Here is a 26,896-nt window from a genome sequence, read left to right on the forward strand (position 1 = left end):
CAACATTACGGGAAGGGGAAACAAGATGACCGCGACATCAGATCTTGCCGCCGAAACCAAGGTTATATTGACGGAGCTCGGCGTATCGGCCGATCGCTACATCGGCGGAACGCTTGCCGTCACCTCTCCTGTGACCGGCGCTGAAATCGGCCGGCTGAAGGAGCATTCGGCCGGTGAGGCGAAGGCGGCAATCGCGGCGGCGCACGCGGCGTTTCTGTCCTGGCGTAATGTGCCGGCGCCGAAGCGCGGCGAGCTGATCCGTTTACTCGGCGAAGAGCTGCGCGCCGGCAAAGCCGCCCTTGGCCGACTCGTTTCGATCGAAGTGGGCAAGATCACTTCCGAAGGTCTTGGCGAGGTGCAGGAGATGATCGATATCTGCGACTTCGCTGTGGGACTCTCGCGTCAGCTTTATGGCCTCACCATCGCCACCGAGCGCTCCGAGCACCGGATGATGGAAAGCTGGCATCCGCTTGGCGCGATCGGCATCATCTCGGCCTTCAATTTCCCCGTCGCCGTCTGGTCATGGAATGCGGCGCTTGCCATCGTCTGCGGCAATTCCACTATCTGGAAACCGTCGGAAAAGACGCCGCTGACGGCGCTTGCCGTACAGGCTCTGTTTGAAAAGGCACTGAAGCGCTATGTCGCCGAGGGCGGCGAGGCGCCGGCCAATCTGTCGACGTTGCTGATCGGCGGCCGCGAGCTCGGTGAGCTTTTGGTCGATCATCCGCAGGTGCCGCTGATCTCGGCGACCGGTTCGACGGCGATGGGTCGGGCGGTCGGCCCGCGTCTTGCCGGCCGTTTCGCCCGCGCCATCCTCGAGCTTGGCGGCAACAACGCAGCTATCGTCTGCCCGACGGCCGATCTCGATCTCACCCTGCGTGGCGTTGCCTTTTCCGCGATGGGTACGGCCGGCCAGCGTTGCACGACGCTGCGCCGCCTCTTCGTTCATGACAGCATCTATGACCAGCTCGTTCCGCGCCTACAGAAGGCCTATGGTTCTGTGACGATAGGCAATCCCCTTGAGCCCGGTACTCTCGTCGGTCCGCTGATCGATAAGCAGGCCTTCGACGGCATGCAGGCAGCGCTGGCCGATGCGAAGGCGGCCGGCGGAAAGGTCACCGGCGGCGAACGCGTCGAAAACGGTTCAGCCGATGCCTTCTATGTCCGCCCGGCTCTCGTCGAAATGCCGGAGCAGATCGGCCCCGTCGAGCAGGAAACCTTCGCGCCGATTCTCTATGTGATGAAATACAGCGATTTCGATAAAGCGCTGGCGCTGCATAATGCCGTGCCGCAGGGTCTGTCCTCCTCCATCTTCACCAATGACATGCGCGAGGCCGAGACGTTTGTGTCCGCGCGCGGTTCTGATTGCGGCATTGCCAACGTCAATCTCGGTCCCTCAGGCGCCGAGATCGGCGGCGCATTCGGCGGCGAGAAGGAAACCGGCGGCGGCCGCGAATCCGGATCCGATGCCTGGAAGGCCTATATGCGCCGGGCGACCAACACGATTAATTACGGCCGCACGCTGCCGCTGGCGCAGGGCGTCAAGTTCGACGTGGCGTAATGGCACTTTGCTGCGTTGCGACGAGGCGGATGAGGGCGTAGAAGGTCCTTACCCCCTCATCTTGTTCAGGACTTGTCTCATGCACCTGTCGCTCGCCGAAGCCGAAACGCTTGTTGTGGCGGCTCTGCGGCGAAACAAGGTGAGTGATGCGAATGCCCGCTCGGTGGCGGTCGCGCTCGTCGCGGCGGAGGCCGCCGGGCAGGGTGGTCATGGGTTGCGGCGCGTGCCCGCCTATGCCGGACAGGCCAAGGTTGGTAAGGTCGATGGCTTCGCTCAGCCGCAGCTCAGCCGGCCTTCTCCGGCGGTGCTGCGCATCGATGCCGGCAACGGCTATGCCTATCCTGCGCTCGACCTTGCCGTTGCCGAGCTTCCGGCTGTCGCCCGGGAGCAGGGTATCGCGCTTGCCGCCGTCAGCCGTTCGCATCACGCCGGCGTCATGGGCCTGACGGTCGAGCGTTTTGCCGATCAAGGGCTGGTGGCGCTGATGGTCGCCAATGCGCCGGCCTCTATGGCGCCCTGGGGCGGCAAGACGCCTGTTTTTGGTACCAACCCGATCGCTTTCGCTGCACCGCTTCCCGGCGGCGAGCCTATTGTCATCGACCTCGCGCTGTCCAAGGTGGCGCGCGGAAAGGTGATGGCGGCGCGGCAGCAGGGCGCTTCGATCCCCGCGGACTGGGCTTTCGATCGCGAGGGCAGGCCGACCACGGATGCCGAAGAGGCTCTGGCCGGGACGATGGTCCCGGCCGGCGATGTCAAGGGTGCGGCCCTTGCCTTCATGGTCGAAATTCTGGCGGCCGGCCTGACCGGCGCCAACTACGCCTTCGAGGCTTCCTCGCTCTTCGACGACAAAGGCGCTCCGCCGGCACTCGGGCACACAATCATTGCCATCAATCCGGAGGCGACGAGTGCCGTGGATACGGCACAACGGCTGGCCTTGCTGGCAGGCGAAATCACCCGCGATCCGAACGTCCGCCTGCCCGGCCGGCGCGGGCAAAGCTCACGGCGTCTTGCGCTAAGCGAGGGTATCGATGTCGAGGACGAAGTGATTGCCGCGATAAAGAGGCTTTGAGGGGCTGGGATGATGGTCGGGTGAGTATGTCTTTGTCGTGCACTCAGACACGGTCCCTCACCCCAGCCCTCTCCCCGCAGGCGGGGAGAGGGGGTTATCGCGCAAAACAAGACGCTGCACGGATGAGAGGCAGTTGGTTGGCTCTATCGTCCCCTCGCCCCGCCTGCGGGGAGAGGGCTAGGGTGAAGGGCCAGACAGGCATTGGCTGTGTTGACAGAGACATTTGATGGCCACCGCGATCGGCAGATCAAGCGATGGCAGGCTTTGCGTTCTTCTCGTCCAGCCAGCCGCCGGTGAAGCCGGCGCGTTCGAGGCCGGTGCGGAGGATCGGAGATTGCCGCATCAGGTCCCAGATCATGCCGGTGCGGGCGTTTTCGATCATCATGACCAGCAGCCCCTGGTCGATCGCCACCGAGCGGTCGTCCACCCATCCTTCCGGGCCGGGTCCTTTCACGCTCGGATTGAAGCCGCCGGGGAAGCGGCCGTCGAGCAGCAGGTTGGGATAGGTCGAAAGCAGCGCCCGCGTGCCATCGAGCGCCGCTTCGCGGTCGAACGGCAGGCAGGACAGCGGTCCCCATGGGGCGATGGTGCCGTCATCAGGACCCAGCGGCGCGCCGCGGGCGGCATAGCCGAAGACTTTCGGGGCATAGCGCAGGCTATGTTTGGTGCCAGTCGGGTTCGGGCCGTCACAGGCGGAAAGGCCCCAGATATCCTTCGTATAGCCGACGAAATGGCCGGGATTGCGCTCGGTGTAATCGCGCTGCACCGCAATTGCCGCCTGCGTATTGCGGAAGTAATCCGTGTCCTTGTCGGCGACGTGCTTGTCGCGGATGTCACGGAAATCGATCCAGGCATGCGAGAAGAGGTGGATGAACAGCGGCCCAGCATAGAGAAAGGGCGCGTCCTTGAACATCATCCACGTATAGGTCGAGGCAAAGGCGTCGTAGCTGGAGGATGGGATCGCATGCGTCGGCGAGGCGAGCGCCAGCAAATAGAGGAAAATCGCCTCGTCATAGCCCTGATAACGCCAGCGCAGGAAGCCGCTGGCCGGTTTCCAGCCCATGCTGATGGTCTGGCCCTTGTTCAAGGCCCAATGCCAGTCGCAACGCTCATAGAGAAATTTCGCCTGCTTGCGGAGATCGCGCTCGACCTGGCTGTTTCCGGTGAAATAGGCGGCGGCTGTCAAGACGCCGAGCAGCAGCAGGCCGGTATCGATGGTCGAAAGCTCGCTGTTCCAGGCGCGCTTGCCGGTTTCCATGTAAAGGAAGTGATAATAGAAACCGCGATGGCCGGTGGCGCCGCGTTCGGTGCCCTGCTGGCTGTCGGCAAAGAAATCGAGGGCGGCCAATACCCGTTTTGCGGCATCGGCGCGGCTGATCCAGCCGCGCTCGACGGCGACCGGATAACTCGATAACGCGAAGCCGACGGCGGCAATGCTGCAATGGCTCGTCTTGATCGACGTATCCGCCACCAGTCCGTTTTCCGGATTGGTATAGAGCATGAAATAGTCGAACGCCGAGCGTTGCAATTGGTCGATCAGCGCGTCGTCGGTTTCGTTTACCTGCTGCAGCATCTTCTATCCATCTCCTCGATGCTCCCATTCCCTGCTGAACATGGGAGCTTGGATAGTTGCAAATCAAAGATGATTAACGATGACATACTTTTGTGGAGGATTCTTTAATATCAGTGGGTTGTTGAGGCAGTCATCCCCAACATCGAGAGGCTGGAGATGCCCTTTCCAGGCGATTTTCGCGGAGATCGCTAGAAAAAGTGGAGGAATAGCTAATGGTACGAGCGCATTCGGCAAGGGCGAAGCATCGATAGTTCAGTGATTCGCGTCGATGAAATGGCTTTAGCCGAGGGCAGTTTCCAGCCTGTGCTTCAGCCGCGCCAAGGTTCTGCCAAACACCGTCTCATCTTCAAGGGCTCTGGCAAGCGTCAACGCGCCCTGAATGCCGATGACGGCCTCTTCGGCGAGCATTTTCGCCTCGGCACCCGGCACGCCGCCCCTGAGCAAAGCGCCACAAAGCGCCTCGATCCAATGATGAAAGTAGCCTCGGATGGCGGTGGAAAAGCGGTCGCGTGTTTCGTCCAGCGCAAAGGCGCCGATCAGGCAGACGCGGTGGCCGGAGCGGAAATAGCTATCCGTTGTCTCCCACATGCGGGCGATGGCGGCACGCGGCTCTTCCTCTTCGAGCGGCCTGAACATTTCCGTGACGAACCATGCGTCGATATTGGCCATGACCTCGGCGGCCATCTGTTCCTTGCCGCCCGGAAAGAAGTGATAGAGGCTGCCCTTGGACAGTTTGGTACGGGCGGTGATTTCGCTCATCGACGCGCCCTCGTAGCCGAGCTCGCGAAAGACTTCGGCAACGAGGGCAATGGCATCGGATTTTTCGAAGACGCTGCGCACCATCTCAAAGGCCGAGGTCGGAGAGGCCCGGATGATCGTCCGGCCGGCGGCCGAGCGGCCAGTGGAATTTCCGGTCCTCTTCCCTGATGGGCATGTCGTTGATGGAGGCGAAACGGCGCTGCATCAGGCCTTCGGCATCGAACTCCCAGTTCTCGTTGCCGTAGGAACGGAACCAATGGCCGCTATCGTCATGCCATTCATAGGCAAAGCGCACGGCGATGCGATTGCCCTCGAAGGCCCAAAGTTCCTTGATCAGCCGATAGTCCAGTTCGCGTGCCCATTTGCGCGTCAGGAATTCGACGATTTCCTTGCGGCCGCGCGGGAATTCGGCACGGTTCCGCCACTGGCTGTCCTCCGTGTAGACTTTGGAGACACGCTCCGGATCGCGGCTGTTCCAGCCATCCTCTGCCATGCGGACCTTGGCGATTGCGGTTTCGCGGGTGAAAGGCGGGACGAGAGGCGTCGGCATGATGTGCTCCTTCTAAACCGATTTGTCGTTGATAGACCGATCGGTTTAGAAGATCAAGTGCCGTGATTTGCCGGATGATGGACTCAGTGGGCGAATTTTCGCGCTCCGGCGACGCAGGCGACAACGGCGAGGGTCACGATGAGCATCGACCAACTGACACTTTCCTTGAGGAGAGCTGCGGCGAGCGCGAAGCCGAAGAAGGGCTGGAGGAACTGCAGCTGGCCGACGGCGGCTATGCCGCCCTGGGCGAGCCCGCGATACCAGAAGATGAAGCCGATCAGCATGCTGAAAAGCGAAACATAGATCAGGCCGAGCCAGGCAGGACCGCTGATGCCGTCAATGCTGTGCGGCATGGTCATGAAGCAGAGCGTGATGGTGACGGGCAGGGAAAGGACCAGCGCCCAGCAGATCACCTGCCAGCCACCAAGCCGACGCGAGAGCACGGCACCCTCTGCATAGCCAAGGCCACAGACGATCACGGCTGCAAGCATCAGGAGATCGCCGACCGGCGAGGCCGATACGCCCTGCGCCAGCGCGTAGCTGCAGACCAGCGCACTGCCGAGGAGGGAGAATATCCAAAAGGCCGGGCGCGGCCGCTCGCCGCCGCGCAGCACGCCGAAAATCGCGGTCGCTAGCGGCAGCAGGCCGATGAAGACGATCGAATGGGCTGAGGTGACGTGCTTCAGCGCCAGTGCCGTCAAGAGCGGAAAGCCGACGACGCAGCCGAGGGCGACGATCGTCAGCGAGACGATGTCGCCGCGAGCCGGGCGCTTCTCACGAAAAGCGAGCAACAGGCCAAGACCCAGAAGGCCGGCGATTACGGCTCGGGCAACGGTCAGGAACAGAGGGTCAAAATCCATCACGGCCACCCGCGTCGCCGGCAGAGAGCCGCTGAAGATCACCACTCCCGTCAAACCGTAGATCCATCCCGTCGTCGTCTTGTCCATGGCGCATGCTCCTTTCGTGATATTCGCGGGTATCGGCGTATTTGTCTGGCCGAACCAGAGACGGTACAGTACAATCTGTGCGAACTGTTATGGTTGAAGGTGCAGTACGGATGGATAATCTCTCGATGACCGGCGTTGCCGGCACGACCCGGATCGAAGGCGTGATGGCGGCGATATCAGAGCGCATCGCTGCGCGCAGCCTTGTACCCGGTGCTCGGCTTCCCTCCGTGCGCAGTTTTGCCAAGACGATGCGGGTGTCGGTTTCGACCGTTGTGGAGGCCTATGAACGGCTTGCGGCCGAGGGTGTGATCCGCTCGCGGCCGGGATCTGGCTTCTATGTCTGCGGGCCGCTGCCACCCCTATCGCTCTCCGAAACAGGAGCGAAATCGGGGCGCAATGTCGATCCGCTGTGGATCTCGCGGCAATCGCTCGAAGTCGGTGACGACGCGCTGAAACCGGGCTGCGGCTGGCTGCCGCCTTCATGGCTGCCGCAGGCGGCCCTGCGCAAGGCGATGCGAACGCTGGCGCGCGGCGATATCGGAGTGCTTGCGAACTACGGGACACCGCTCGGCCTGCCGCCATTGCGGCAGCTGCTGGCCCGGCGCCTGGGCGAACATGGAATCAACGTGCCCCCGGATCAGATCATGCTAACGGAATCGGGCACGCAGGCGATCGATCTTCTCTGCCGCTTCCTGCTGGAACCCGGCGATACCGTCGTGGTCGACGATCCCTGCTACTTCAATTTCCATGCCCTGCTGCGCGCGCATCGCGCCAAAGTCGTTTCCGTGCCTTTCACACCGACTGGGGCGGATGTCGAGCTGTTCGGCCAGGTGCTCGAACGGTACAAGCCGCGGCTCTACATTACCAATTCCGCCATTCACAATCCGACCGGTGCGGCGCTTTCCCCCGTCACGGCGCATCGGCTGCTGAAGCTGGCGGATGCTTCCGGGCTCATCATCATCGAGGATGATATTTTCGCTGATTTCGAGCAGGTGCCGGCGCCGCGTCTGGCCGCCTATGACGGATTGGACCGGGTGATCCATATCGGCAGTTTCTCGAAAACGCTTTCGGCCTCCATTCGCTGCGGCTTCATCGCCGCGAAGCCCGAGTGGATCGACGATCTCGTCGATCTCAAGGTCGCCAGCAGCTTCAGCTGCGGACAATTGTCGGCCGAGCTCGTCTATCTCGCGCTGAAGGATGGAAGTTATCGCAAGCATGTCGAGGCGCTGCGGGTCCGGCTTGCAAAGGCGATGGATGAGGTTGCGGCCCGGCTGGAAGCGATCGGTATCGTCCCGTGGCTCAAGCCGCATGCGGGCATGTTTCTCTGGTGCAGGCTTCCGGAAGGGCTTGATGCCGCCGATCTTGCCCGTGCTTGCCTCGCGGAAGGGGTCATCCTCGCGCCCGGAAATGTTTTCAGCCTGTCGGAGACGGCGGGCCGTTTTATGCGGTTCAACGTTGCACAATCGGTCGATCCCCGGATCTTCGACGTGCTGGAAGCGTCCATGCGAAAGCTGCGGGCGATACGCAAGGATGCCGCTGCGAGCGGCCTTACGGCAGCCCAGAGGTTTACCGGCGACACGAGCATTTCCTGACCGGCGGGTTTCCACCGTGGCGGCCGCTCCTGTCGCCGGCTTGATCCCTATTTGGCGAAGAGACTGTTGATGTCGGCGAAAGCCTTCATCTCGATGGCATTGCCGCTCGGATCCTTGAAGAACATGGTCGCCTGTTCTCCCGGCTCGCCCCGGAAGCGGATATAAGGCTTGATGACGAATTCGATGTTGGCTTTCGTCAGCTTCTCGGCGGCTGCCTCCCATTCCTCCATCGACAGAACGACGCCGAAATGGCGTACCGGAACGCCATGGCCATCGACGGCATTGGCTGCCACGTCGGTCGTTTCACCCGGCGCCAGATGGGCGACAATCTGATGGCCGTAAAAGTTGAAATCGATCCAATCAGGCGAACTGCGACCTTCGGGGCAACCGAGAAGGCCGCCATAGAAGGTTCTCGCCGCAGCGAGATCATTGACCGGAAATGCGAGGTGGAAGGGATGGAGTGGTGCTGCGCTCATGATCGTCTCCAAGAAGCGAAGTGATGCAGCCATGAATAAGATACATTTTTCTCTATGAAAAATGGTATATTGTGATGTTGAGATACAGGAAAATTTATGAATCATGATTGCGGAACTTCAAACTCTTGTGGCTATCGCCCGCTTTGGAACGTTTGCTGCGGCGGGGGATCGGATTGGCCTGACGCAGGCCGCCGTCAGCGGACAGATGAAGCGGCTTGAGGAAAGGCTTGGCATTAAACTGTTCGAGCGAACGGGCCGCTCCGCGACACTGAATGCTGCCGGGCTTAGAACGCTCGAGCGCGCCAAGAGCATTATCGCGATGTTCGAGCACATCGCCGATCCCGTCGACGAGGCTTCGGGCGGCGAGCTGCGCGTCGGCGCCATTGCTTCCGTTCAATCGGCGTTGCTTGCCCGCGCTCTCGGCCCCTTCCGTCTGCGATTCGTAAATCATCATCTCCGCGTTGTCCCAGGGGTCTCTCTGCATTTGCTCGACCTGCTCGATGCCGGCGAACTCGATCTTGCCGTGCTCATCGAACCACCCTTCGGCTTGCCCAAGAATCTCATCTGGCGGCCCCTGGTGCGCGAGCCCTACGTGCTTGCGGTTCCCGAAAAGCTGCAGGGCGATGATTGGCGGACGCTGCTGCGCGAGCAGCCCTTCATCCGCTACGATCGCAGCTCTTTCGGAGGGCGGCAGGTCGACCGCTTCCTGCGGTCGCATTCGATCGTTCCGCGTGAATCGGTGGAGGTGGACGACATCGCCGGGATTGCCGCATTGGTCGGGCATGGGCTCGGGGTGGCGCTTCTGCCTGTTGTCGACGGCAGCCCTCCTCCGGTGGCGCCGATCCGCATGGTGCCCTTATCCGAACTGGGGTTTTATCGCGAGATAGGGATATTGCAGCCGCAGGAGAGCACGCCAGCTGCAATCTGTCTTGCGGAATGCCTGATGGCGACGCAGCAATGAGGCCATATTCGGCGCAAAACCGTTCCTCCGAGCCACCTGCAGGAGTGCCGTCTTTTCCTGAAACTCTTGCCAGGCGGAAAATATCCGTCATAGCTTTGCCACATGGTCGCTCCAATTGCGGCTCACATCCGCTTTGGAATACACCGCTACGTGAGGTCGGTCGTGCGCGTTCTGCTTGTTGAAGACGACAATATCCTGGGCTCGTCGCTGAAGAAGGCGCTGGAAAAGCACGCTTATGGCGTCGACTGGATGCGCGACGGCGAATCCGGCCTCGAAGCGGCGGCGCATTCGCATTTTGCGGCGATCGTGCTCGATATCAATCTGCCGCAGCTAAGCGGCATGGAGGTGCTGCGGCGCATCCGGCAGCGGGGAAATTCCGTTCCCGTGCTGCTGCTGACGGCGATGGATTCCGTGCGCCAGAAGGTCGAGGGTCTGGATGAGGGCGCCGACGACTATCTGGTCAAGCCGTTCGATCTCGACGAGCTGCTGGCGCGGCTGCGCGCGCTCATCCGCCGGCGTGACGGGCGGACCGAAAGCGTCATCCGCTGCGGCGACGTGGAGGTCGACCCCTCGGCCATGGTGGCTCGCAAGGACAATGTGCAGGTCCATACCACGGCGAAAGAATTTCATCTGCTGAAGCTGCTCATGGAGCGCAGCGGCCGATACGTGACGAAGAACGATATTGAATATGCGCTCTATGACGCGGAAAACACCGTCGAGAGCAATACGATCGAAGTGACGATCTACAATCTGCGCAAGAAGCTCGGCACCGATTTCATCAAGTCGATCCGCGGCGTCGGCTACATGATCGAGCGATGAACAATTCCACGCTTACCCGCAAGCTGTTTCTGCGCATCGCGCCGGTCGTCGTGGTGACGATCGTCGTGATCGCCGCCTTCGCCTTCAACAGCGCAACGCGGGAAATCAACAATATCTACGATGCCCAGCTCATCGACGATGCGAACGTGATCTGGAGCCTGCTGCGCCGGCCGCTGGAGAAGAATCCGGACCATGGCGCCAAGCAGATCGACGATATCGACTTCAACATGGACAATCAGCTGGCTTTCAACGAAGACGCTGATGACTATGCCGATGCGCATATGTTCCGCGCCTGGGTCGACGGCAATATCCGCTTCTATAGCAGCACCGCCTTTCTCTCCGACGTCCCGCAGCAGAAGGTGGGTTTTACCACGCTGACCTATGGCGGCGACGAATGGCGTGTCTATTCGCTGCCGATCCCGAACACGACCATTGTGATCGAACTCGGCGAAAAGATTGCGCTTCGCGAAACGCTCGTCTCCAACATTCTCCTCAATCTGTTTTTTCCGCTGCTGATGCTGGTGCCGGTCATCGGCTTTCTCATCTGGCTCGGCATCAATAGCGGCCTGCGCACGATTCATGGGCTGGTGCGGCAGATCCGCACGCGATCGCCGGATGATCTCTCGGCTATCCCCGTTGAAGAGCTGCCGCGCGATCTGTTGCCGCTTGGTCGGTCGATCAACCAGCTGCTGGAAAAGCTCGGCCAGTCGCTGACGCTGGAGCGACGCTTCTCCGATCTTGCTGCGCATCAGCTGCGTACGCCCCAGGCGAGCGTGAAGCTGCTTTTGCGGATGCTCGAAAACAGCGACAGTGATCAGGAGCGGCAGGCGATCGTTTCCGATCTCGTGGCCAGCAACAACCGCACCATTCATCTTATCGAACAGCTGCTGCGGCTCGCCAGGGTCAGTCACCATCCCCTTAATCTCACGTCGATCGAGCTTTATCACTGGATGGCGTCGCTCATTGCCGAGCTCGGCAATATCATTACCAGCCGCGAGCTCGACGTCGTGCTGGAAGGCGATGAGGCGATCCAGGTCAGAACCGATGAGGCGCTGCTGCGCATGCTCGTTACCAATCTGCTCGACAATGCGATCAAATACACGCCTGCGGGAGGGGAAATCAAAGTTTCTATCGCCTCGGAGGATGGCTCTGCCTGCATTTCGATCAGCGACAGCGGCCCCGGCATTCCGCCGCATGAAAGGGAAGCGGTGTTCCAGCGCTTCTACCGCCTCCATACGCTGCATACCGAAGGGGCTGGACTTGGGCTTGCCATCGTCGCGGATACTGCGGACCGCCTTTCGGCAACCGTCGATCTCTCTTCGTCCCGTCTGGGTAGCGGTCTCCAGGTCGATTTGAGATTGCCGCTCAGCTAAAACTCACGGCCTCGTCGTTTTTCATTTTCGCATCATTTTCCGCTCATGCCCGGCTCATCTGAGGTTGTTAGACGCAACTTAAGATAAGGCGAAGGGGTATTTCATGCAGGTGTTTTGCGATTTTGATGGAACCATATCCATCGAAGACGCGACGGATATGGTGCTAACCCGTTTCGCCGGTTCCGAGTGGGAAGATATCGAGCAGTTGTGGAAGCAGGGGCAGATCGGCTCCGGCGAATGCATGCGCCGGCAGATCGCTCTCATCGAAGCAAATAGAGGCGAGCTCGACCGGTTTCTCGATACGCTGGCGATCGATCCCGGCTTCGAGGCTTTCCTGTCCTTCTGCCGTCGCGGCGAATTGCCTGTAACGATCGTCAGCGATGGTGTGGATTATTTTATCCGGCGCATCCTGGCGCGTCATGGCATCGAGGGCCTGCCGATCGTCGCCAATGTGCTGACCTGCAGCGTTTCTCAGGGCCGCGAGTCCTATTCGCTGTTTCCGCCGTTTACGGCAACCGGCTGCGTATCCGGCGCCGGTGTCTGCAAATGCCGCGTCGTCGATAGCAATGACCTTCAGGTCTACATCGGCGACGGGCGAAGCGACTTCTGCGTTTCCGACAAGGTCGACCTCGTTTTCGCCAAGGCCAAGCTTGTCGATTACTGCGAGGAAAACGGCATTCCGTATGTCGGTTTCGCAGATTTTTCCGACCTGCTTCCAAAGATGGAAGCCGTTCTCCCGAGCGTCGAGCGACGCTCCCGTACGCTGCCGCATTTCAAGACAGCGTAAAACAGACCGAGAGGCATTGAATGAAAACGAATGTAGCCGAAGCCTTCAGCGGTGAGACCGAGTCCGTCCGCTCCGAAGAGGAATTGCGCTCGCTTGAGGAGATCTATTGCTCCCATGGCGACACGGTTCACTATATGGACAAGCCGAAATTCTTCGAAGAATGCGAAGGCTCCTATGTCTACGATCGGACCGGGACGCCGTTCCTCGATCTGCAGATGTGGTATTCCGCCGTCAATTTCGGCTATCGCAACGAGCGCCTGAACGAGGCCGCGCACCGCCAGCTCGACCGTCTCCCGCAGGTCGCCTCGCAATATCTGCACCGCGAAAAGGTGGAGCTTGCGGCGATGATCGCCCAGGATGCGGAACGCAAGTTCGGTCACAAGGGCCGCGTCCATTTCAACGTCGGCGGCTCGCAGGCAGTCGAGGATTCACTGAAGCTCGTGCGCAATTACACCGGCGGCAAGAGCTTGATGTTCGCCTTCGAGGGCGGCTATCACGGCCGCACGCTCGGCGCTTCGGCGATCACCTCGAGCTATCGCTATCGCCGCCGCTACGGCCATTTCGGCGATCGCGCCCAATTCGTTGAATTCCCCTATTACTTCCGCGGCCCGAAGGGCATGTCGAAGGAAGAATACGGCCATTACTGCGTCCAGAAGTTCGCCCGGTTGTTCGAGAGCGAATATAACGGCGTCTGGGACCCGAAGGCCGGCAAGTCCGAATATGCGGCCTTCTATATCGAGCCGATCCAGGGCACGGGAGGCTATGTCATTCCGCCGATGAACTTCTTCGTCGAACTGAAGAAGGTGCTCGATGATCACGGCATCCTGCTCGTCGTCGACGAAATCCAGATGGGCGTCTACCGCACGGGCAAGCTCTGGTCGATCGAGCATTTCGGCGTTTCGCCGGATGCGCTGATCTTCGGCAAGGCGATCACCAACGGCCTCAACCCGCTTTCCGGTGTCTGGGCTCGCGAAGAGATGATCAATCCGGAGATCTTCCCGCCCGGCTCCACGCATTCGACCTTCGCCAGCAACCCGATGGGGACTGCCGTTGCGCTCGAAACGATGAAGATGCTGGAGGAGCAGGATTTCGGCGCTGCGATCATGGAAAAGGGCGCACATTTCCTCGACGGGCTGAAGCAGCTGCAGAAGCGCCACGCCACCGTCGGCGAGGTCGATGGTCTCGGTCTCGCCCTGCGCATGGAAATCTGCAAGGACGACAGCTACACGCCGGACAAGGCGACGTTGGACTGGATGTGCGACGAAGGCATGAAGGGCGACCTTCAAGTCGGCGGCAGGACCTATGGCCTCGTGCTTGACGTCGGCGGCTACCACAAGAACGTCATCACGTTTGCTCCGAACCTGCTCATCACCCGCGAAGAGATCGATCTGGCGCTTGCGCTTCTCGATCAGCTTCTGACGCGCGCGGCCCGGAGATAAGACGGTGCAACTGCTGCTTCTTCATCTCGATGATGCTTTGGAGTTGCAGCCCGACTTCGTACGCGCGTGCAAATTCGCAGGCGCGTACCAGTACTTCGGCAAGAATGCCGGCCAGCAGGTTCGGCTGTGGAGCAAGCAGGGTGCCCTTGACGATCTCAGCCGCGAGATCGTCAAGAACAGGCCTGCGACGGGCAAGACGCCGCAATTGTGCTTCATGGGCTCCGGTGATTTCCATCATATCACCGCCTTGCTGCTCGACGACGCGCTCGAGCGGCAGTCCAGCGCGGCCACGCTGATCCATTTCGACAATCATCCGGATTGGGTCAAGTTCGACGGCGGACTGCACTGCGGCTCCTGGGTCAACAGCGCACTTGCCAATCCCAGCATCCAGAAGGTCATCACGATCGGCGTCTGCAGCCATGATCTTCGCAGCCCGGAGCGCAAGGGGGCCAATCTGCACTGGCTCGGCGACGGCAAGCTGGAACTCTACCCTTACGAACATCCGCCGAGCCGCGTCCTGGCCGATTACGGTAATGGCGCCAGCTACCGCCAGGAAGGGGGGGCGCTGCACTGGAAGTCGATCGCCGAAATCGGCGAGGAAAATTTCATCGATCACATGCTCAGCCGTATTCGCACCGAGGCGGTCTATGTGACGATCGACAAGGACGTGCTGGCCGCCGACGATGCCGTTACCAATTGGGATCAGGGCCGCATGCGGCTGCCCTATCTCCTCTCCCTCATCAGCGAAATCGGCAGCCGTCACCGCATCATCGGCGCCGATGTCATCGGGGATTATTCGACCCCGAGTTATGCTGGCAGTCTTCGGATGCAGTTCATGAAGCGCGCGGAGATCTTCATCGATCAGCCGCGTATGCGCCAGGGCGCCGAAACGATGAGAAACATCAACAGCGCAGCCAATCATGCGCTGCTGGAGGTGCTGGCGGAGTACATGGAATGACTGGCAGCCTGACACTTCCCATGCTGGGACTGATCCTATTCTGCATACTCGCGGAGACGGCCCGCGAAGTTTGCTTTAAGCAAACGGCCGGCGAAGGCGCCCTGCTTTCGGCGCTGGCCAAGCCGATCACCTGGCTCGGCATTCTGTTCTGGGCCGTGGAGCTTTTCGCCTGGACGGCCGTTCTGGAGCGCGTCCCCCTGACCATCGCCTTCCCGCTGATGGCGCTGAGCTATGTGGTCATCGTGCTGGCCGGCGCCGTCATCTTCAAGGAAAACATCAACCTGCGCCACGCGACGGGCGTGTTCCTCGTCACCGCCGGTGTGGCTTGCGTGGGAGTTACAGGACTATGAAAATCTTTGCACACACCCGATGGGATCTGGCACCGGTTCTGGCCGCTGTCGCCCATCTCGCCTTCGATGTCTATCTGATCGTCGGCTTCGAAAGCCGGCCGCTTTGGCTTTCGGCCATTCTTGGCTGCCTTTATGCCGTTTCCATCTCCTGGAACATCAACAGCATATCGCACAACTTCATCCATACGCCCTATTTCAAGCCGCGCTGGATGAACTACGGCTTTAGCCTGCTGGAATCGGTCGCGATCGGTTTCTCGCAGACCTATTATCATTGGGTGCATATGCGCCACCATTCCGGCAACAGCGACCGGCCGGATGAGAAAGGCGACACTATCGATCTGCTGTCGATCTATCGCCACGGCCGCGACGGCCAGCCGGAAAACGTCTGGTCCTACACGTTTCTGAGCTTCTTCCGCGACAGCCTCGGCGACATCCACAAGGCGATCGCCCGCAACCGCCCCTTCGATGCGGCCTGGGGACGGTTCGAACTCTATTTCTTCCTGGGTCTTGCCGCACTCGCGCTTGTCTACGACTGGAAGGCGGTGCTGTTCTTCGTGCCGTTCTATTATATCGGCAATTGCCTGTCGTCGCTGAACGGCTACTACGAACATCTGAACGGCGATCCGGACGAGCCGATCGCCTGGGGCGTTTCGAGCCACAAATCCTTCTACAACTGGCTCTGGTTCGGCAACGGCTATCATGCGGAGCACCATTATCGCCCGCGGACCCACTGGACGAAACTCCAGGCGCTGCATGAGCAGATCAAGGACGAGCAGGAAAAGAATGGCACGCATGTGATCAGCACCTGCCATGCTCTTGGTTTTATGGCCAAGGAAAATCGGCAGTCGGAGCTGTCTCATGAAAGCTGACGAATTGAGCTTCTTCATGGAAGGCTCAAACGGCAAAGGCGTTCTTCTGATTCACGGTCTGACGGGAGCGCCGGCCGAAATGAAGCTGGTGGCTCGTCACCTCAACCGCAGGGGCTACAGCATCTATGCGCCGTTGCTCGCAGGCCATGGCGTCGATGCGAAGACCCTGCGCGGAACGAGTTGGGAAGACTGGCTAGCCTCTGTCGTCAGCGCATCGGAATTTCTTGCATCCAGAACGCAGGAAGTCTTTGCGGCCGGCATCTGCGTCGGTGGCAAGCTGGCGATGCTGGCCGCCGAACAGCAGAAGAAAACCATCAGCGCGGTGGCGATCTATTCTCCCTGCTTCAGTTATGACGGCTGGGACGTTCCATTCTACTATCCGCTGCTGGCCTCCCAGATCGGCTGGCTGTCGCGCGTTCCGTTCCTCGATCGGCTGAACTTCAGCGAGACGACCTCGCTCGGGATAAAGGACGAGCGCATGCGTCGGCTGATCGAAGGCATGGCGAGCGAAGGCGTTTTGGAAAAATTCCCGGGCAAAGGTCTGGTAGAGATGCACCGGCTGGGCAAGGCTCTTCGCAGCCTGTTGCCGCGGATGCAGACGCCGACGTTGATCCTGCATGCCGAGGATGACGATCTCGCCAGCCCGAAGCATGCCCGTTACATTTCCGAGCATATCGGCGCTCCGCACGAGCTGAAATGGATCACAGACAGCTACCACATGATCCATGTCGACCGACAGCATCGTCAGGTGGCCGATTTCACGGCCGATTTCTTCGAGGCGCGTCATGTCGCAGCCGCTGCTTAAAGTCCCGCCGCAGCCGATGGGCGATCCGGTGGCCGAAGTTCATGTCAGCATCCGCGCCATCGGCCGCGATGCCTGGAATGCGTGTTTCCCGGGTCAGGTCGAGGACTATGATTGCCTGCTGGCGATCGAGGAGGCCGGTCTCGAGGGGTTTGAATGGCGCTACATCACCGTCACGGAAGGCGGACGGGTCAGCGCAGCCATGCCGGCCTTTCTCTGCCTTTATGCCCTCGATACCACGCTGGAGGAAGGCTTCCTGCGCCGGTCCATGCGCAAGGTCCAGCGCTATTTTCCGAAGTTCCTGAAGCTGCGCCTTGCCTGCCTGGGTTCACCCTGCACGGAAACGGGGGCGATCGGCTTTCATCCCGACGTCGATGGCGAGCGACGCGGTGTTTTGCTGGCCGAGATGCTGTCCTTTTTCGAGCAGGTCGCCGCGGCCGAGCATTGCGGGCTGATCGGCCTTAAGGATATTCCGGAGCCGACATCGGCCGAATTCGGTGCGCTGTTTGCCGCGCGCGGCTATGCCACGATCGGCGGCCTTCCGACGGCCTGGCTCGATATCGATTTCAAGACTGTCGACGAATATCTCGCCAGGCTTTCGTCCGGCACGCGCAAGGACATGCGCCGCAAGATAAAATCCTTTGAACAGGTCAGGGTCGAGATCCGGACGGATTTCGGCGGATTCCTGCCTGAGGTCATGGCGCTCTATCACGACACACGCAATCGCAGCGAATGGCAGTTCGAAGAACTGACGCCCGCCTATTTCCAGGGCATTCTCGACCGGATGAGCGGCCGCTCGTTCTGCGCCTTCTATTTTGTCGAAGACAAGCTCATGGCCGCCAATCTGATCGTCCATAACGAGCGCGTGGCGATCGACAAGTTCTTCTGCATGGATGGCGAAAAGGGCCGGCCCTACAATCTCTATTTCCTGAGCTGGTTCACCAATCTGCGCTATTGCCTCGACAATGGATTAAGCCGGTACCAGAGCGGTCAGGCCTATTATGAAAACAAGGTGCGGCTCGGCAGCAAGCTGACGGCCAATGCGATGTATTTCCGCCATCGCAATCCTTTCCTTCAGGGACTGTTGCGACTGGTATCGCCGCTGTTCTCGACAGATGAGGCGGATGTGTAATGCCGATGCGTCTTTCGTGGCTTGCCGTACCGGTGCTGAATACCCTGTTCCAATTCTTCATCAAGCTCGGAGCCGAGCAGATGAACGCTGGGGACGCGGAAAGCTGGCTGTGGCAAGCGCTCTCCTCCTACTGGATATTGGCAGCCATCGCCGTCGAGATCGTGACCTTCTTCATCTGGATGAACGTGCTTGCCGAACTCGATCTCAGCCGCGCCTTCCCGCTTTCCGGTATTAGCTACGTGCTGATCATCGCGACAGGCTGGTTCGTCTTCGGCGAGCGTGTCGTCGCCCTGCAGGTGGTCGGCAGCGGATTGATCCTCCTGGGCGTCTGGTTGATCGCCGGAGCCAACGCGGTGCCGGAAGAGCGTGACGATTGGCATGTCAAGCATGACGGGCTGCGCAGCAGCGCCGGTAAGGATGGAAGATGACCGGTTCTCCAGCTGAAAACCGCTCCACGGGTAAGAGCAATGTCCTTTTCTCCGGCGTCGTAGACTGGTGCGTGAAGCGCGCGCTGTCTTCGATCGTGACGCGCGGCGCATTGACCGTGACCACGGCAAGCGGCCGTGTGCTGACCTTTGGCGACGGCACCGGCAAGCCGGTCCATGTCCGTTTCACCGACGACCGCGCCGAATGGGCGCTCCTCATCGATGCCGATAAGCGGCTTGGCGAGCTCTTCATGGATGGCCGCTTCATCGTGGAGCAGGGTACGCTCTACGATTTCGTGGCGATGATGCTGCGCGAAGGGCAGAACAGCACCCACCCCCTCATTGCCCGCATCATCGATCATATCAGGACGAAGCTGCGGATTTTCCGCCATCGCAACCTACCGGGGCGATCGAAAGCGAATGTCGCGCATCACTACGATCTCGACGGTAGGCTCTACGAGCTCTTCCTCGATCCGGACCGGCAATATTCCTGCGCCTATTTCGAGCATGCAGATCAATCGCTTGACGATGCGCAGATTGCCAAGAAGCGGCATCTCGCCGCCAAGCTTTTGATCAAGCCGAACAACAGCATCCTCGATATCGGCTGCGGCTGGGGCGGCCTCGCGCTGCATATGGCCGAACATGCGCCGGGCGGTTACGTGCTCGGCGTGACCCTGTCGGAAGAACAGCATGAGTATGCCTCGAAACGCGTGGCCGACAGGGCGGGCGGAACGCCGGCAGAGGTTCAGTTCGCGCTGAGGGACTACCGCAGCCTGACCGGCCGCTTCGACAGGATCGTTTCCGTCGGTATGTTCGAGCATGTCGGGCTGGCGTCGTATCGTACGTTCTTCCGCAAATGCGCTGAACTGCTCGAGGACGACGGCATCATGGTGCTGCACACCATCGGCTGTTCGGCGACGCCCGGCTTCACCACGCCGTGGCTCGACAAATACATCTTTCCCGGCGGCTATATTCCGGCGCTGTCCGAGATTGTGCCGGAGATCGAGGCGGCGGGCCTTGCCATCACCGATGTCGAGGTGCTGCGGCTGCATTATGCCAAGACGCTGGAGGCGTGGCGGGAGCGTTTCATGGCGCGTTGGGACGACGCCGCCAAGCTCTACGACGAGCGCTTCTGCCGCATGTGGGAATATTATCTTTCGACGGCAGAGGCCGCCTTCCGCTACGAGGATCTCGTCGTCTTCCAGATCCAGATCGCCAAGCGAAATGACATCATTCCGCTGACGCGCAACTATATCGCCGAGAATGAAGCGAAGAGCGCTTCAAAACTTGACGTTGAAGGTTCTGTTCAGCGTGAAGCCAATGATGTTCTGGTCGGGTGAGCCGAAGCGCGAGGTGATCGGGCTGTCGGCTGCATCGCCAACCAGGCGGTTATATTTCCCGTAGACCTGCACGCTCCATTCCGGCGAGATCGTATAGGTCGCCGCCACGGTGAAGCCGACCGATTTCACGCCGGCACCGGCATCGAAGGCATTGATATGGCCATGTCTCGCAGCTTCACTCTCCGAGATGCCGAAGTTGGTGCGCATATAGACTGAATTTGCCATCGACAGGCGAGGGCCGGCGGACAGGAGCCATTTGTCTCCGAGCGGCTGGAACCAGTCGAGGGCAACATCGCCCACCAGTCCATCCCCGCCCCAAAGCGACTGGCGTATTTCCGTGCGGAACCGGAGCCGATTGTCCATCAGCCAATATTGGGCGAAGCCGCCCGCATCGAAATTCCAGCGCACCCTGCGCTGGCTTTGCAGGTGCAGATCGTTGATGTCGAAGCGGTCGTCCCGCAGTCCGACAACCGGGCCGATTTCGACGCCGCCGAGATCGAAGAGCTGATAATCGAAATTATCGTCAGGCGCGCTGTATTCCTGCGCCTCACCCAAACGATGGATGTCGAATGAGGGCAGGGCGCCGAAGGTATAATGCTTCGATCCCTCATAGCTCGGGCCATATTCAACCGTCGCACCAAGCGTGACGACCCAGGTCTCAGCTGAGGATTTAGGAGTATCGTCCGCTCTGGATGAGGCCGGGAACATACCGACTATGAACGCTGCCAGCAGCCCCGTTCCGGCCAGCACAGACGGCCGGGCGGAAAAAGATGTCCCAACATTTAACACTCTGAAAACACCTGATGCCTGATCGCCCCTGCAGCTCTAGTAGCACAGCTCGCGGCTTGGAAAACAGTAGAAAGTTTGACGGCAGACATGGCGCCTGACCACCAGCCTGAACGCTTCTGTATTGCTAACGCCCCCATGGACCATCCTTCGGCAGAAAGCGAAGCAGGCCACATCCTGTCGTGGCTGCCGCGGTGCCTGCGACAATTCCCGTCAAGATAGAGAGGTTTTATTTCACGAACCTGAAGCGCATGCGCCGCCGAATATATCGTTCCGGCTTTGATCGGTTGGAAGCTGCGCGTTTTGTTCCTAGATAGGCTTTGTCCAATATCAGGCTTCGATGGTGGACGAACGATATGAGAGCACTCAAGGCAGGTTTCAGCGCATGAAGGATCGGCCATTCGGCACATCGGGCATTCCTGGATGGTTGAACCGCTACGAGCCCTTGCTCCTCGTGATGTTCGCCGCGCTTTCGGGCGGCATTCTTCTGTTCATCTATCTCACAGGAGAGGTACTCGAAGGCAGCACGAAGGGGTTCGACGAGGCGATATTGCTGGCGCTTCGTCAGCCCGGGAACCTTGCCATGCCGATCGGGCCGGGATGGCTCACCCATGCCGTCAAGGACATTACCAGCCTCGGCGGGACGACGGTACTCGCGCTGATGACGGCGCTCGTGACGATCTATCTGCTTCTCGACCGGCAGCGCTCCATCGCCATTTTCATCCTCGCTTCGGTCCTGGGCGGATGGGCATTGAGCACGGCATTGAAGATCGGCGTCGCGCGGGCGCGTCCGGATATCGTGCCGCATCTGGTCGAGGTGCAGGATCTGAGTTTTCCAAGCGGCCATGCGATGGTTTCGGCCGTAACCTATCTGACCCTTGCCGCGCTGATCTCAGGCACGCGGACCTATCGTTCGACGCGCGTCTTCATCGTCGCGGCCGGCATCCTGCTGACATTGATGATTGGCGCAAGCCGGGTCTATCTCGGCGTGCATTATCCAACCGACGTTCTCGGCGGTTGGTGCGCCGGCGCGACCTGGGCGCTCGCCTGCTGGCTCATCGCCCGCCGCTACATATCGCCCGGGCCAAGGGGAAAGAGGTCTGCCGCAGACGATGATCTGTCTTTCAAGTGAGGTAAGATGTCCTTACGGGATCAGCACTGGACTTCGAGCCGTGTGGCCACGAGCAGCGAGTAGTCCGTGCCCTTCGGGTCACTGAAGAACATGCTGGTCAGCGCGGCCTGGTTTTCCGCCATGACTTCCTTCGGGTTGGGCCTGATCACCTTGCGCTTGCAGCGGCCTAAAGCCGGCCCCGACGTGGTCAAATCGTTGTCGGTGGCGAAATCGACGGCCGTATAGAGCGTCTTGTCGTAGATGCCGAAGATGGTGGTTCCCTTGAGGAAAGTCTTCTGCTCGGGCTTCAGCGAAAAGGTCAGCGTCAGCGAACCATCCTTGTAATTGGCCTCAACCGCGTCCGGTTTGGCCATCGGTACCGCTTTGCCGTTGCTGGTGACGTTCGTATAGTAACCATATTGCGCCAGCGAATCCCGGACCGTCTTGCCGACCGCCTTGAGCTCGCTCGCGCTCAACACTTGGTCGCCGCTCTTGCCGTAATCCATGAGCACGGAAGAGGTAAACACCTCGTCGAAGCTCCAGACGTTGCGCAGCTCGCTGATCGAGCCATCGGGCGCCGAGACGACCTCGAACTTGGCATCGATGAAGATATGCGGATGGGCAAATGCGGGAATGGGCAGAAGCGACAGCATCGCAATCAGCAGGGAAATCTTTGTTTTCATGCTTTTCATGCGAGCAGCTACCGCGTTCCGTCCGGTCTATCCGATGCGCAGACCTGAACGTCAAATGAGACTGATTTGAGACCCTTCGCGCGTGGGCAAGGCATAGATGCAAGGAACGGAAACGGGAATAAGGAAACTCGCGTTTTCGGCAAAATACCAGCCTCGGCCTGAGCCGTGACTTTTTCTCTTCGGAGGAAAATCTGGAAAACTGGAGCGGGCGAAGGGATTCGAACCCTCGACCCCAACCTTGGCAAGGTTGTGCTCTACCCCTGAGCTACACCCGCTCATTCCCGTCGCGATCCGGGGTAGTGTGTTGGACCGCTGGGCGTCGTCTTGCGGCGACGGGCGCTATATGGCCTAACCATTTTTCAAATGCAACAGGGAAATGACGAGTTCGCGAAGAAAAAATGCATCTTCTTTCCATAAGCTCTCGGAAAGCCCGGAAACGCCGGGCTTTGTCGTCTCGAAGATTGCAATGAAATTGTGAGCGACGTATCAGGGGCGAACCATTTTTCATTGCGAGACGTCATGACCGAGACCAGCCCGAAAACCCGCGACGATCTTTTCCGATTCCTGGACGAGCTCGGCATTGGCCATACGACCAAGGACCATGCTCCAGTCTTCACCGTCGCCGAATCGGTGTCGCTGCGCGACGAGATTCCGGGCGGCCATACGAAGAACCTGTTCGTGAAGGACAAGAAGGACAATTTCTTCCTGCTGACCGTCGAGGAGAATGCGATCGTCGATCTGAAGACCGTTCACACCCAGATCGGTGCGGCGAGCAAGGTGTCCTTCGGCAAGCCGGAAAAGCTGATGGAATATCTCGGCGTCATTCCGGGCTCGGTTACGGCCTTCGGTGCGATCAACGACGTCGCCAACAACGTTACCTTCGTCCTCGATGCCGATTTGATGGCGCATGACATCGTCAACTGCCATCCTCTGTCGAACGATGCGACGACGTCGATTGCCAGCGGCGATCTCCTGCGTTTCATGGAGGCGACGGGTCATACGCCGCTAGTCTTGAAAGTGACGAGCTAACGTACGATTTTAGCGCTAAGATATGGCAGGCGGCTTCTCTTCGAGCTGTCCGTGTGCTTTGACCATTCCATTCGGCGTGCTGCCAAACGAACTTTATCGGTTCGTTTGGAAATCATGCTCTCCATAAGATCAAGGATGCCGGCAGGCGGGAGACACTCATGAGCGGTTCGAACAATCCCTACAACGCTTCCTTCGGCGGGCAGATGTCGGCCTCGGCATCCTACGGCGGCGCGCCGGCAGCCGGTGGCGCTTCGCCGATCAAGGACACGACGACTGCCAACTTCGCCAAGGATGTTATCGAAGAATCGCGCCGGCAACCGGTGCTGGTCGATTTCTGGGCGCCCTGGTGCGGCCCGTGCAAGCAGCTGACGCCGGTTCTCGAAAAGGTGGTCACTGAAGCCCAGGGGCGCGTCAAGCTGGTCAAGATGAACATCGACGATCATCCCTCGATCGCCGGCCAGCTCGGCATCCAGTCGATCCCGGCCGTCATCGCTTTCGTCGACGGCCGTCCGGCCGATGGTTTCATGGGTGCTGTTCCCGAGAGCCAGGTTCGCCAGTTCATCGATCGTCTCGGCGGCCCAGCGGGCGGTGCGGACGATCAGGCGGCGGAAATAGCCGCTGTTCTGGAAGAGGCGAGCGGCCTGCTTGCCGCCGGTGATGTCAATGGTGCCGCCGAACTCTTCGGTGCGGTGCTGCAAGCGGATCCCGAAAATGCCAAGGCGCTCGCCGGCATGGCGGAATGCATGATCGCAGCCGGCCAGAGCCAGCGCGCCCGCGAAGCGCTTGCCGATCTGCCGGAGACCCTCGCCAACGATGCCGGCATTCAGGCCGTGGTCAAGAAGCTCGACCAGATCGACGAGGCCCGCAAGCTTGGCGATCCCGTGGCGATCGAACAGGAACTGGCCGCCAATCCCGACAATCATGAGCAGCGCATCAAGCTCGCCAAGATCCGCAATGTCGAAGGCAAGCGCGAAGAGGCGGCTGAACATCTTCTGACCGTCATGCGCAAGGATCGCAGCTACGACGATGACGGCGCACGCCGCCAGCTCCTGGAATTCTTCGAGGTATGGGGCGCCAAGGACCCGGCCACGATCGCGGCGCGGCGTAAGCTTTCCTCCATTCTATTTTCGTAAGAGCCTGTTTTCCTGATGTAGATGGTGATCGTGCGAAACATTTCGCGCGATCGTTTGTTTAGATGAACGCGGCGCATCGGCACCTCGGCTAAAATACTCTTGTGTTTTCGGCAGAGGGGCTCACATTGTCTGACGACGTGGCGCGGGATGGGAAGCGACCGCGATGTGTGTCGTTCCTGTGCGGCCACCGTGGCCGGCAGCACGGTGTTCTAGCGGGATGGAAGAGATGCAAGTCGGCAATGCCAGATATTTGAAGCCAAGCGATCTGCCCGAATCGGTTGCTGTCTTTCCCTTGTCCGGTGCGTTGCTGCTGCCCGGGGCGCAATTGCCGCTCAATGTCTTCGAGCCGCGCTATCTTGCCATGTTCGATGCTGCGATCGCCGGCAACAGGCTCATCGGCATCGTGCAGCCTGCGCTTTCCGAGCCGGCCGAATCGCCGAACCTCTCGCATGTCGGCTGCCTGGGACGCATCACGTCCATCGCCGAAACCGGCGACGGACGCTATATCGCCGCGCTGACCGGCATATGCCGTTTCCGGCTGATGGATGAAATCACCACGCACCAGCCCTATCGCACCTTCCGCATCACGCCTTTCATCTCCGACCTCAAGTCGCACCATGAAGAGGATACGGTCGACCGCGCCGCACTGCTTTCAGCCTTCCGGGCCTATCTGGAAGCCAACAAGCTGGAGGCGGATTGGGAAAGCGTCGAGCGGGCCGACAATATGATGCTGGTCAATTCGCTCTCGATGATGGCGCCTTTCGATCCGGCTGAAAAGCAGGCACTTCTCGAAGCCCCGGATCTCAAAAGCCGTGCCGAAACCTTCATCGCCATCGTCAAGATCGTGCTGGCCGGCTCCGGCGACACTGATTCGCTGATGCAGTAGGAGCCTGCCGATGGATGTTACGGTCAGCAAAGTCGACCCGAAACTGCTCGATCTCCTCGTCTGCCCGCTGACCAAGGGGTCGCTGAGCTACGATCGGGAAAAGAACGAGCTGATCTCGGAAAAGGGGCGCCTTGCCTATCCGATCCGCGACGGCATTCCGATCATGCTGATTTCGGAAGCAAGACGTATCGAGGATTGAGGCGGGTTCAGCTCGGTCGAGATGTGTCGTTCACCCGGCGGTGCACCAGCAAAAGGCCCAGAAGCGTGCAATATGCAATGCTCGAGATAACCAGGGCCAACCACAGAGCGGCCTGCGGGCCGGCATAGGTTACCACGGTGGTGAATAATGGCGGCGCCGCTGCATAGGAGAGATTGAGGGGCACCGCCAGTCGTGCCGACGCACGGGCATAAGTACCGGTGGGAAAAATCTGCAGCGGCAGCGTGGCGCGGGTAACGGCGGTGATGCCGCTGGCAATGCCATAAAGTGTGGCGAAAAGCATGGCGCCCGTGAAGCTGTTGCTCAGCAGAAGAACCGCGAAGCTCAAGGGAAACAGAGCCGAGCCCGCGAGGCTGATGGCAAAGCCCGAACAGCGCCCACCGCCGAGAAAATCGACCAAGCGGCCTGCCCATCGCGCAATGCCGATGAAGGCTGCCGCCGCCAGCGCACCGGCATGATCGAGACCGGCAGCCTCGAAGAGGATGATGATCGTCAGGGCAAATCCCCAGGTAACGAAGCCATTGGCGGCAAAGCTTGCGGCCAGCAAGGTGAAACTCGGCCCATGGATGAGAGCAGGCTCCTGCGCGGCCTTGGCAGCCGATTTCTCCCTGGGTTGACGGGCAAGCGTGATCCAGTGCAGCGGCGCGCAGACAAACAGCATTAGCGCAGCAAAGAGAAGCGTTGTTGCGCGCCAGCCCCATTGATCCTGCAGAAGGCCGGTCAGCGGCCAGACGATCGTCGATGTCAGCCCGCCGGCCAGGATCAAAACGCCGAGCGCACGACGTGCTCTCTCTCCGGCCATTTCGCTGACTGCAATCTGTGCCGGTGTGGTCAACATGCAGGTGCCGGCAAGGCCGAGGGCCGCCCATGAAAGGATATAGAAGACTGGACCGTGGGCAAGCCCCAGGGTCAGCAATCCGGCTGCGCCCAGAGCGGACCCCAAGGTCATGATGGGACGCGTGCCGTGGCGCTCGATCATGCTGCCCAGCGGCCAGGATATCGCGGCCATCACGACAAGCATTATCGTTGGTCCCGCCATGACCATGGGCAGAGCCATGCCCAGCTCACCAGCCATGGCAGGACCGGTCACTGCCGGCAGATAGAAGGTCGCGCCCCAGCCGATGAGCTGGGTCAGCGAGAGGGCGACCACGGCACGAACTGCAGGCGAGCAGAGTCGCATGCCAGTAATCGGTGCGGAAAGCGCCATGAAGCCGCGGCAACGATGGAAAAGAGGGGGCATCAAGGACCTTTGGACGCGAC

Annotated in this window: 28 protein-coding genes and 1 tRNA gene; 20 read left to right on the forward strand and 9 right to left on the reverse strand. The window is 60.2% G+C overall.

Annotation, left to right across the window (positions count from 1 at the left end; all coding sequences use genetic code 11):
* The first annotated feature begins 25 nt into the window (after positions 1-25).
* Positions 26-1,561, forward strand: coding sequence for an aldehyde dehydrogenase family protein (locus FHT85_RS18565; RefSeq protein ID WP_112412930.1), 1,536 nt, complete (start codon positions 26-28; stop codon positions 1,559-1,561).
* Positions 1,562-1,640: 79 nt separating this feature from the next.
* On the forward strand, positions 1,641-2,630 hold the full coding sequence (locus FHT85_RS18570) for an Ldh family oxidoreductase (RefSeq protein ID WP_112412929.1): 990 nt from the start codon (positions 1,641-1,643) through the stop codon (positions 2,628-2,630).
* A gap of 247 nt (positions 2,631-2,877) precedes the next feature.
* Here the strand turns inward: FHT85_RS18570 and FHT85_RS18575 are convergent, their stop codons facing one another.
* The 4 genes from FHT85_RS18575 to FHT85_RS18590 form a co-directional block, all read right to left on the reverse strand.
* Positions 2,878-4,203 (reverse strand): glucoamylase family protein, encoded by a 1,326-nt coding sequence (locus FHT85_RS18575; protein WP_112336271.1) that lies wholly within the window; start codon positions 4,201-4,203, stop codon positions 2,878-2,880.
* A 279-nt stretch (positions 4,204-4,482) separates the two neighbouring features.
* Complete coding sequence (locus FHT85_RS18580; protein ID WP_112336272.1) at positions 4,483-5,046, reverse strand: TetR/AcrR family transcriptional regulator; 564 nt, start codon at positions 5,044-5,046, stop codon at positions 4,483-4,485.
* A gap of 1 nt (position 5,047) precedes the next feature.
* Complete coding sequence (locus tag FHT85_RS18585; RefSeq protein WP_112336273.1) at positions 5,048-5,512, reverse strand: DUF1348 family protein; 465 nt, start codon at positions 5,510-5,512, stop codon at positions 5,048-5,050.
* Between the two features lie 83 nt (positions 5,513-5,595).
* On the reverse strand, positions 5,596-6,459 hold the full coding sequence (locus FHT85_RS18590; RefSeq protein ID WP_112412928.1) for a DMT family transporter: 864 nt from the start codon (positions 6,457-6,459) through the stop codon (positions 5,596-5,598).
* A 110-nt stretch (positions 6,460-6,569) separates the two neighbouring features.
* Between FHT85_RS18590 and FHT85_RS18595 the strand changes: the two genes are divergently transcribed.
* Positions 6,570-8,051 carry a PLP-dependent aminotransferase family protein gene (locus FHT85_RS18595; protein ID WP_246780023.1) on the forward strand — a complete coding sequence of 494 codons (1,482 nt, stop codon included), beginning with the start codon at positions 6,570-6,572 and terminating at the stop codon, positions 8,049-8,051.
* A gap of 47 nt (positions 8,052-8,098) precedes the next feature.
* Here the strand turns inward: FHT85_RS18595 and FHT85_RS18600 are convergent, their stop codons facing one another.
* The gene (locus FHT85_RS18600; protein WP_112336275.1) at positions 8,099-8,527 is read right to left on the reverse strand and encodes a VOC family protein; all 429 of its coding nucleotides are present in this window, start codon (positions 8,525-8,527) and stop codon (positions 8,099-8,101) included.
* Positions 8,528-8,630: 103 nt separating this feature from the next.
* On the opposite strand from FHT85_RS18600, the gene FHT85_RS18605 reads away from it, so the two are divergent.
* The 12 genes from FHT85_RS18605 to FHT85_RS18660 all read left to right on the forward strand — a co-directional run bounded on the left by FHT85_RS18605 (position 8,631) and on the right by FHT85_RS18660 (position 19,782).
* Positions 8,631-9,488, forward strand: a complete 858-nt coding sequence (locus FHT85_RS18605; RefSeq protein ID WP_112412927.1) for a LysR family transcriptional regulator — start codon at positions 8,631-8,633, stop codon at positions 9,486-9,488.
* A 162-nt stretch (positions 9,489-9,650) separates the two neighbouring features.
* The gene (locus FHT85_RS18610; protein ID WP_041678005.1) at positions 9,651-10,307 is read left to right on the forward strand and encodes a response regulator transcription factor; all 657 of its coding nucleotides are present in this window, start codon (positions 9,651-9,653) and stop codon (positions 10,305-10,307) included.
* On the forward strand, positions 10,304-11,680 hold the full coding sequence (locus tag FHT85_RS18615) for a sensor histidine kinase (RefSeq protein ID WP_112399517.1): 1,377 nt from the start codon (positions 10,304-10,306) through the stop codon (positions 11,678-11,680). Before FHT85_RS18610 ends, FHT85_RS18615 begins: the two co-directional genes overlap by 4 nt.
* A 103-nt stretch (positions 11,681-11,783) precedes the next feature.
* On the forward strand, positions 11,784-12,467 hold the full coding sequence (locus FHT85_RS18620) for an MtnX-like HAD-IB family phosphatase (protein ID WP_015341519.1): 684 nt from the start codon (positions 11,784-11,786) through the stop codon (positions 12,465-12,467).
* Between the two features lie 20 nt (positions 12,468-12,487).
* Positions 12,488-13,906, forward strand: coding sequence for an aspartate aminotransferase family protein (locus FHT85_RS18625; RefSeq protein ID WP_112412926.1), 1,419 nt, complete (start codon positions 12,488-12,490; stop codon positions 13,904-13,906).
* 4 nt (positions 13,907-13,910) lie between these two features.
* A complete protein-coding gene (locus FHT85_RS18630; protein WP_112399514.1) occupies positions 13,911-14,864 on the forward strand; it encodes an arginase in 954 nt (317 codons plus the stop codon).
* On the forward strand, positions 14,861-15,214 hold the full coding sequence (locus FHT85_RS18635; protein WP_015341516.1) for an EamA family transporter: 354 nt from the start codon (positions 14,861-14,863) through the stop codon (positions 15,212-15,214). Before FHT85_RS18630 ends, FHT85_RS18635 begins: the two co-directional genes overlap by 4 nt.
* The gene (locus FHT85_RS18640) at positions 15,211-16,083 is read left to right on the forward strand and encodes a fatty acid desaturase family protein (RefSeq protein WP_112336279.1); all 873 of its coding nucleotides are present in this window, start codon (positions 15,211-15,213) and stop codon (positions 16,081-16,083) included. Before FHT85_RS18635 ends, FHT85_RS18640 begins: the two co-directional genes overlap by 4 nt.
* Positions 16,073-16,888 (forward strand): alpha/beta hydrolase, encoded by an 816-nt coding sequence (locus FHT85_RS18645; RefSeq protein WP_112336280.1) that lies wholly within the window; start codon positions 16,073-16,075, stop codon positions 16,886-16,888. The genes FHT85_RS18640 and FHT85_RS18645 overlap by 11 nt, the downstream gene beginning before the upstream one ends.
* Positions 16,869-18,017: a GNAT family N-acetyltransferase gene (locus FHT85_RS18650; protein WP_112412925.1), complete on the forward strand. Its 1,149-nt coding sequence runs from the start codon at positions 16,869-16,871 to the stop codon at positions 18,015-18,017. The genes FHT85_RS18645 and FHT85_RS18650 overlap by 20 nt, the downstream gene beginning before the upstream one ends.
* Complete coding sequence (locus FHT85_RS18655; RefSeq protein ID WP_183774216.1) at positions 18,017-18,445, forward strand: EamA family transporter; 429 nt, start codon at positions 18,017-18,019, stop codon at positions 18,443-18,445. The genes FHT85_RS18650 and FHT85_RS18655 overlap by 1 nt, the downstream gene beginning before the upstream one ends.
* Positions 18,442-19,782, forward strand: coding sequence for an SAM-dependent methyltransferase (locus tag FHT85_RS18660; protein ID WP_112336282.1), 1,341 nt, complete (start codon positions 18,442-18,444; stop codon positions 19,780-19,782). The genes FHT85_RS18655 and FHT85_RS18660 overlap by 4 nt, the downstream gene beginning before the upstream one ends.
* On the opposite strand, the gene FHT85_RS18665 is transcribed toward FHT85_RS18660, so the two are convergent.
* Entirely contained in the window at positions 19,723-20,490 is a 768-nt protein-coding gene (locus tag FHT85_RS18665) for a MipA/OmpV family protein (protein ID WP_210293736.1), read from the reverse strand. The two genes, FHT85_RS18660 and FHT85_RS18665, sit on opposite strands and share 60 nt — an antisense overlap.
* Before the next feature lie 463 nt (positions 20,491-20,953).
* Here FHT85_RS18665 and FHT85_RS18670 point away from each other — a divergent pair, with 463 nt between their 5' ends.
* Positions 20,954-21,700 (forward strand): phosphatase PAP2 family protein, encoded by a 747-nt coding sequence (locus FHT85_RS18670; protein WP_112412923.1) that lies wholly within the window; start codon positions 20,954-20,956, stop codon positions 21,698-21,700.
* Between the two features lie 20 nt (positions 21,701-21,720).
* Here the strand turns inward: FHT85_RS18670 and FHT85_RS18675 are convergent, their stop codons facing one another.
* Together FHT85_RS18675 and FHT85_RS18680 are read right to left on the reverse strand one after the other, a co-directional pair.
* Positions 21,721-22,362, reverse strand: coding sequence for a DUF1007 family protein (locus FHT85_RS18675; protein ID WP_112412987.1), 642 nt, complete (start codon positions 22,360-22,362; stop codon positions 21,721-21,723).
* 209 nt (positions 22,363-22,571) lie between these two features.
* Positions 22,572-22,646 (reverse strand) — tRNA-Gly (locus FHT85_RS18680).
* Between the two features lie 244 nt (positions 22,647-22,890).
* Between FHT85_RS18680 and FHT85_RS18685 the strand changes: the two genes are divergently transcribed.
* The 4 genes from FHT85_RS18685 to FHT85_RS18700 all read left to right on the forward strand — a co-directional run bounded on the left by FHT85_RS18685 (position 22,891) and on the right by FHT85_RS18700 (position 25,618).
* Positions 22,891-23,400, forward strand: a complete 510-nt coding sequence (locus tag FHT85_RS18685) for a prolyl-tRNA synthetase associated domain-containing protein (RefSeq protein ID WP_112412922.1) — start codon at positions 22,891-22,893, stop codon at positions 23,398-23,400.
* Positions 23,401-23,558: 158 nt separating this feature from the next.
* Positions 23,559-24,533: a thioredoxin gene (trxA, locus tag FHT85_RS18690; RefSeq protein ID WP_112412921.1), complete on the forward strand. Its 975-nt coding sequence runs from the start codon at positions 23,559-23,561 to the stop codon at positions 24,531-24,533.
* A 226-nt stretch (positions 24,534-24,759) separates the two neighbouring features.
* Positions 24,760-25,419 carry an LON peptidase substrate-binding domain-containing protein gene (locus FHT85_RS18695; protein WP_112336287.1) on the forward strand — a complete coding sequence of 220 codons (660 nt, stop codon included), beginning with the start codon at positions 24,760-24,762 and terminating at the stop codon, positions 25,417-25,419.
* A 10-nt stretch (positions 25,420-25,429) separates the two neighbouring features.
* The gene (locus FHT85_RS18700) at positions 25,430-25,618 is read left to right on the forward strand and encodes a Trm112 family protein (RefSeq protein ID WP_015341504.1); all 189 of its coding nucleotides are present in this window, start codon (positions 25,430-25,432) and stop codon (positions 25,616-25,618) included.
* 7 nt (positions 25,619-25,625) lie between these two features.
* On the opposite strand, the gene FHT85_RS18705 is transcribed toward FHT85_RS18700, so the two are convergent.
* A complete protein-coding gene (locus FHT85_RS18705; RefSeq protein ID WP_246780024.1) occupies positions 25,626-26,876 on the reverse strand; it encodes an MFS transporter in 1,251 nt (416 codons plus the stop codon).
* Positions 26,877-26,896 lie beyond the last annotated feature (20 nt).

Source organism: Rhizobium sp. BK312, from assembly GCF_014193605.1.
In the GTDB taxonomy this organism is placed as follows: Bacteria; Pseudomonadota; Alphaproteobacteria; order Rhizobiales; family Rhizobiaceae; genus Rhizobium.

Excerpts from the sequence above, each read along its gene's own strand:
- FHT85_RS18665 (WP_210293736.1), bottom strand. The coding sequence starts at position 20,490 with ATGTTCCCGGCCTCATCCAGAGCGGACGATACTCCTAAATCCTCAGCT.
- FHT85_RS18580 (WP_112336272.1), bottom strand. The coding sequence starts at position 5,046 with ATGGTGCGCAGCGTCTTCGAAAAATCCGATGCCATTGCCCTCGTTGCC.
- FHT85_RS18570 (WP_112412929.1), top strand. The coding sequence starts at position 1,641 with ATGCACCTGTCGCTCGCCGAAGCCGAAACGCTTGTTGTGGCGGCTCTG.
- FHT85_RS18620 (WP_015341519.1), top strand. The coding sequence starts at position 11,784 with ATGCAGGTGTTTTGCGATTTTGATGGAACCATATCCATCGAAGACGCG.
- FHT85_RS18595 (WP_246780023.1), top strand. The coding sequence starts at position 6,570 with ATGGATAATCTCTCGATGACCGGCGTTGCCGGCACGACCCGGATCGAA.
- FHT85_RS18685 (WP_112412922.1), top strand. The coding sequence starts at position 22,891 with ATGACCGAGACCAGCCCGAAAACCCGCGACGATCTTTTCCGATTCCTG.
- FHT85_RS18705 (WP_246780024.1), bottom strand. The coding sequence starts at position 26,876 with ATGCCCCCTCTTTTCCATCGTTGCCGCGGCTTCATGGCGCTTTCCGCA.
- FHT85_RS18565 (WP_112412930.1), top strand. The coding sequence starts at position 26 with ATGACCGCGACATCAGATCTTGCCGCCGAAACCAAGGTTATATTGACG.
- FHT85_RS18635 (WP_015341516.1), top strand. The coding sequence starts at position 14,861 with ATGACTGGCAGCCTGACACTTCCCATGCTGGGACTGATCCTATTCTGC.
- FHT85_RS18600 (WP_112336275.1), bottom strand. The coding sequence starts at position 8,527 with ATGAGCGCAGCACCACTCCATCCCTTCCACCTCGCATTTCCGGTCAAT.
- FHT85_RS18645 (WP_112336280.1), top strand. The coding sequence starts at position 16,073 with ATGAAAGCTGACGAATTGAGCTTCTTCATGGAAGGCTCAAACGGCAAA.
- FHT85_RS18660 (WP_112336282.1), top strand. The coding sequence starts at position 18,442 with ATGACCGGTTCTCCAGCTGAAAACCGCTCCACGGGTAAGAGCAATGTC.
- FHT85_RS18655 (WP_183774216.1), top strand. The coding sequence starts at position 18,017 with ATGCCGATGCGTCTTTCGTGGCTTGCCGTACCGGTGCTGAATACCCTG.
- FHT85_RS18640 (WP_112336279.1), top strand. The coding sequence starts at position 15,211 with ATGAAAATCTTTGCACACACCCGATGGGATCTGGCACCGGTTCTGGCC.
- FHT85_RS18650 (WP_112412925.1), top strand. The coding sequence starts at position 16,869 with ATGTCGCAGCCGCTGCTTAAAGTCCCGCCGCAGCCGATGGGCGATCCG.
- FHT85_RS18675 (WP_112412987.1), bottom strand. The coding sequence starts at position 22,362 with ATGAAAACAAAGATTTCCCTGCTGATTGCGATGCTGTCGCTTCTGCCC.
- trxA (WP_112412921.1), top strand. The coding sequence starts at position 23,559 with ATGAGCGGTTCGAACAATCCCTACAACGCTTCCTTCGGCGGGCAGATG.
- FHT85_RS18670 (WP_112412923.1), top strand. The coding sequence starts at position 20,954 with ATGAAGGATCGGCCATTCGGCACATCGGGCATTCCTGGATGGTTGAAC.
- FHT85_RS18575 (WP_112336271.1), bottom strand. The coding sequence starts at position 4,203 with ATGCTGCAGCAGGTAAACGAAACCGACGACGCGCTGATCGACCAATTG.
- FHT85_RS18605 (WP_112412927.1), top strand. The coding sequence starts at position 8,631 with ATGATTGCGGAACTTCAAACTCTTGTGGCTATCGCCCGCTTTGGAACG.
- FHT85_RS18590 (WP_112412928.1), bottom strand. The coding sequence starts at position 6,459 with ATGGACAAGACGACGACGGGATGGATCTACGGTTTGACGGGAGTGGTG.
- FHT85_RS18625 (WP_112412926.1), top strand. The coding sequence starts at position 12,488 with ATGAAAACGAATGTAGCCGAAGCCTTCAGCGGTGAGACCGAGTCCGTC.
- FHT85_RS18585 (WP_112336273.1), bottom strand. The coding sequence starts at position 5,512 with ATGCCGACGCCTCTCGTCCCGCCTTTCACCCGCGAAACCGCAATCGCC.
- FHT85_RS18615 (WP_112399517.1), top strand. The coding sequence starts at position 10,304 with ATGAACAATTCCACGCTTACCCGCAAGCTGTTTCTGCGCATCGCGCCG.
- FHT85_RS18700 (WP_015341504.1), top strand. The coding sequence starts at position 25,430 with ATGGATGTTACGGTCAGCAAAGTCGACCCGAAACTGCTCGATCTCCTC.
- FHT85_RS18695 (WP_112336287.1), top strand. The coding sequence starts at position 24,760 with ATGCAAGTCGGCAATGCCAGATATTTGAAGCCAAGCGATCTGCCCGAA.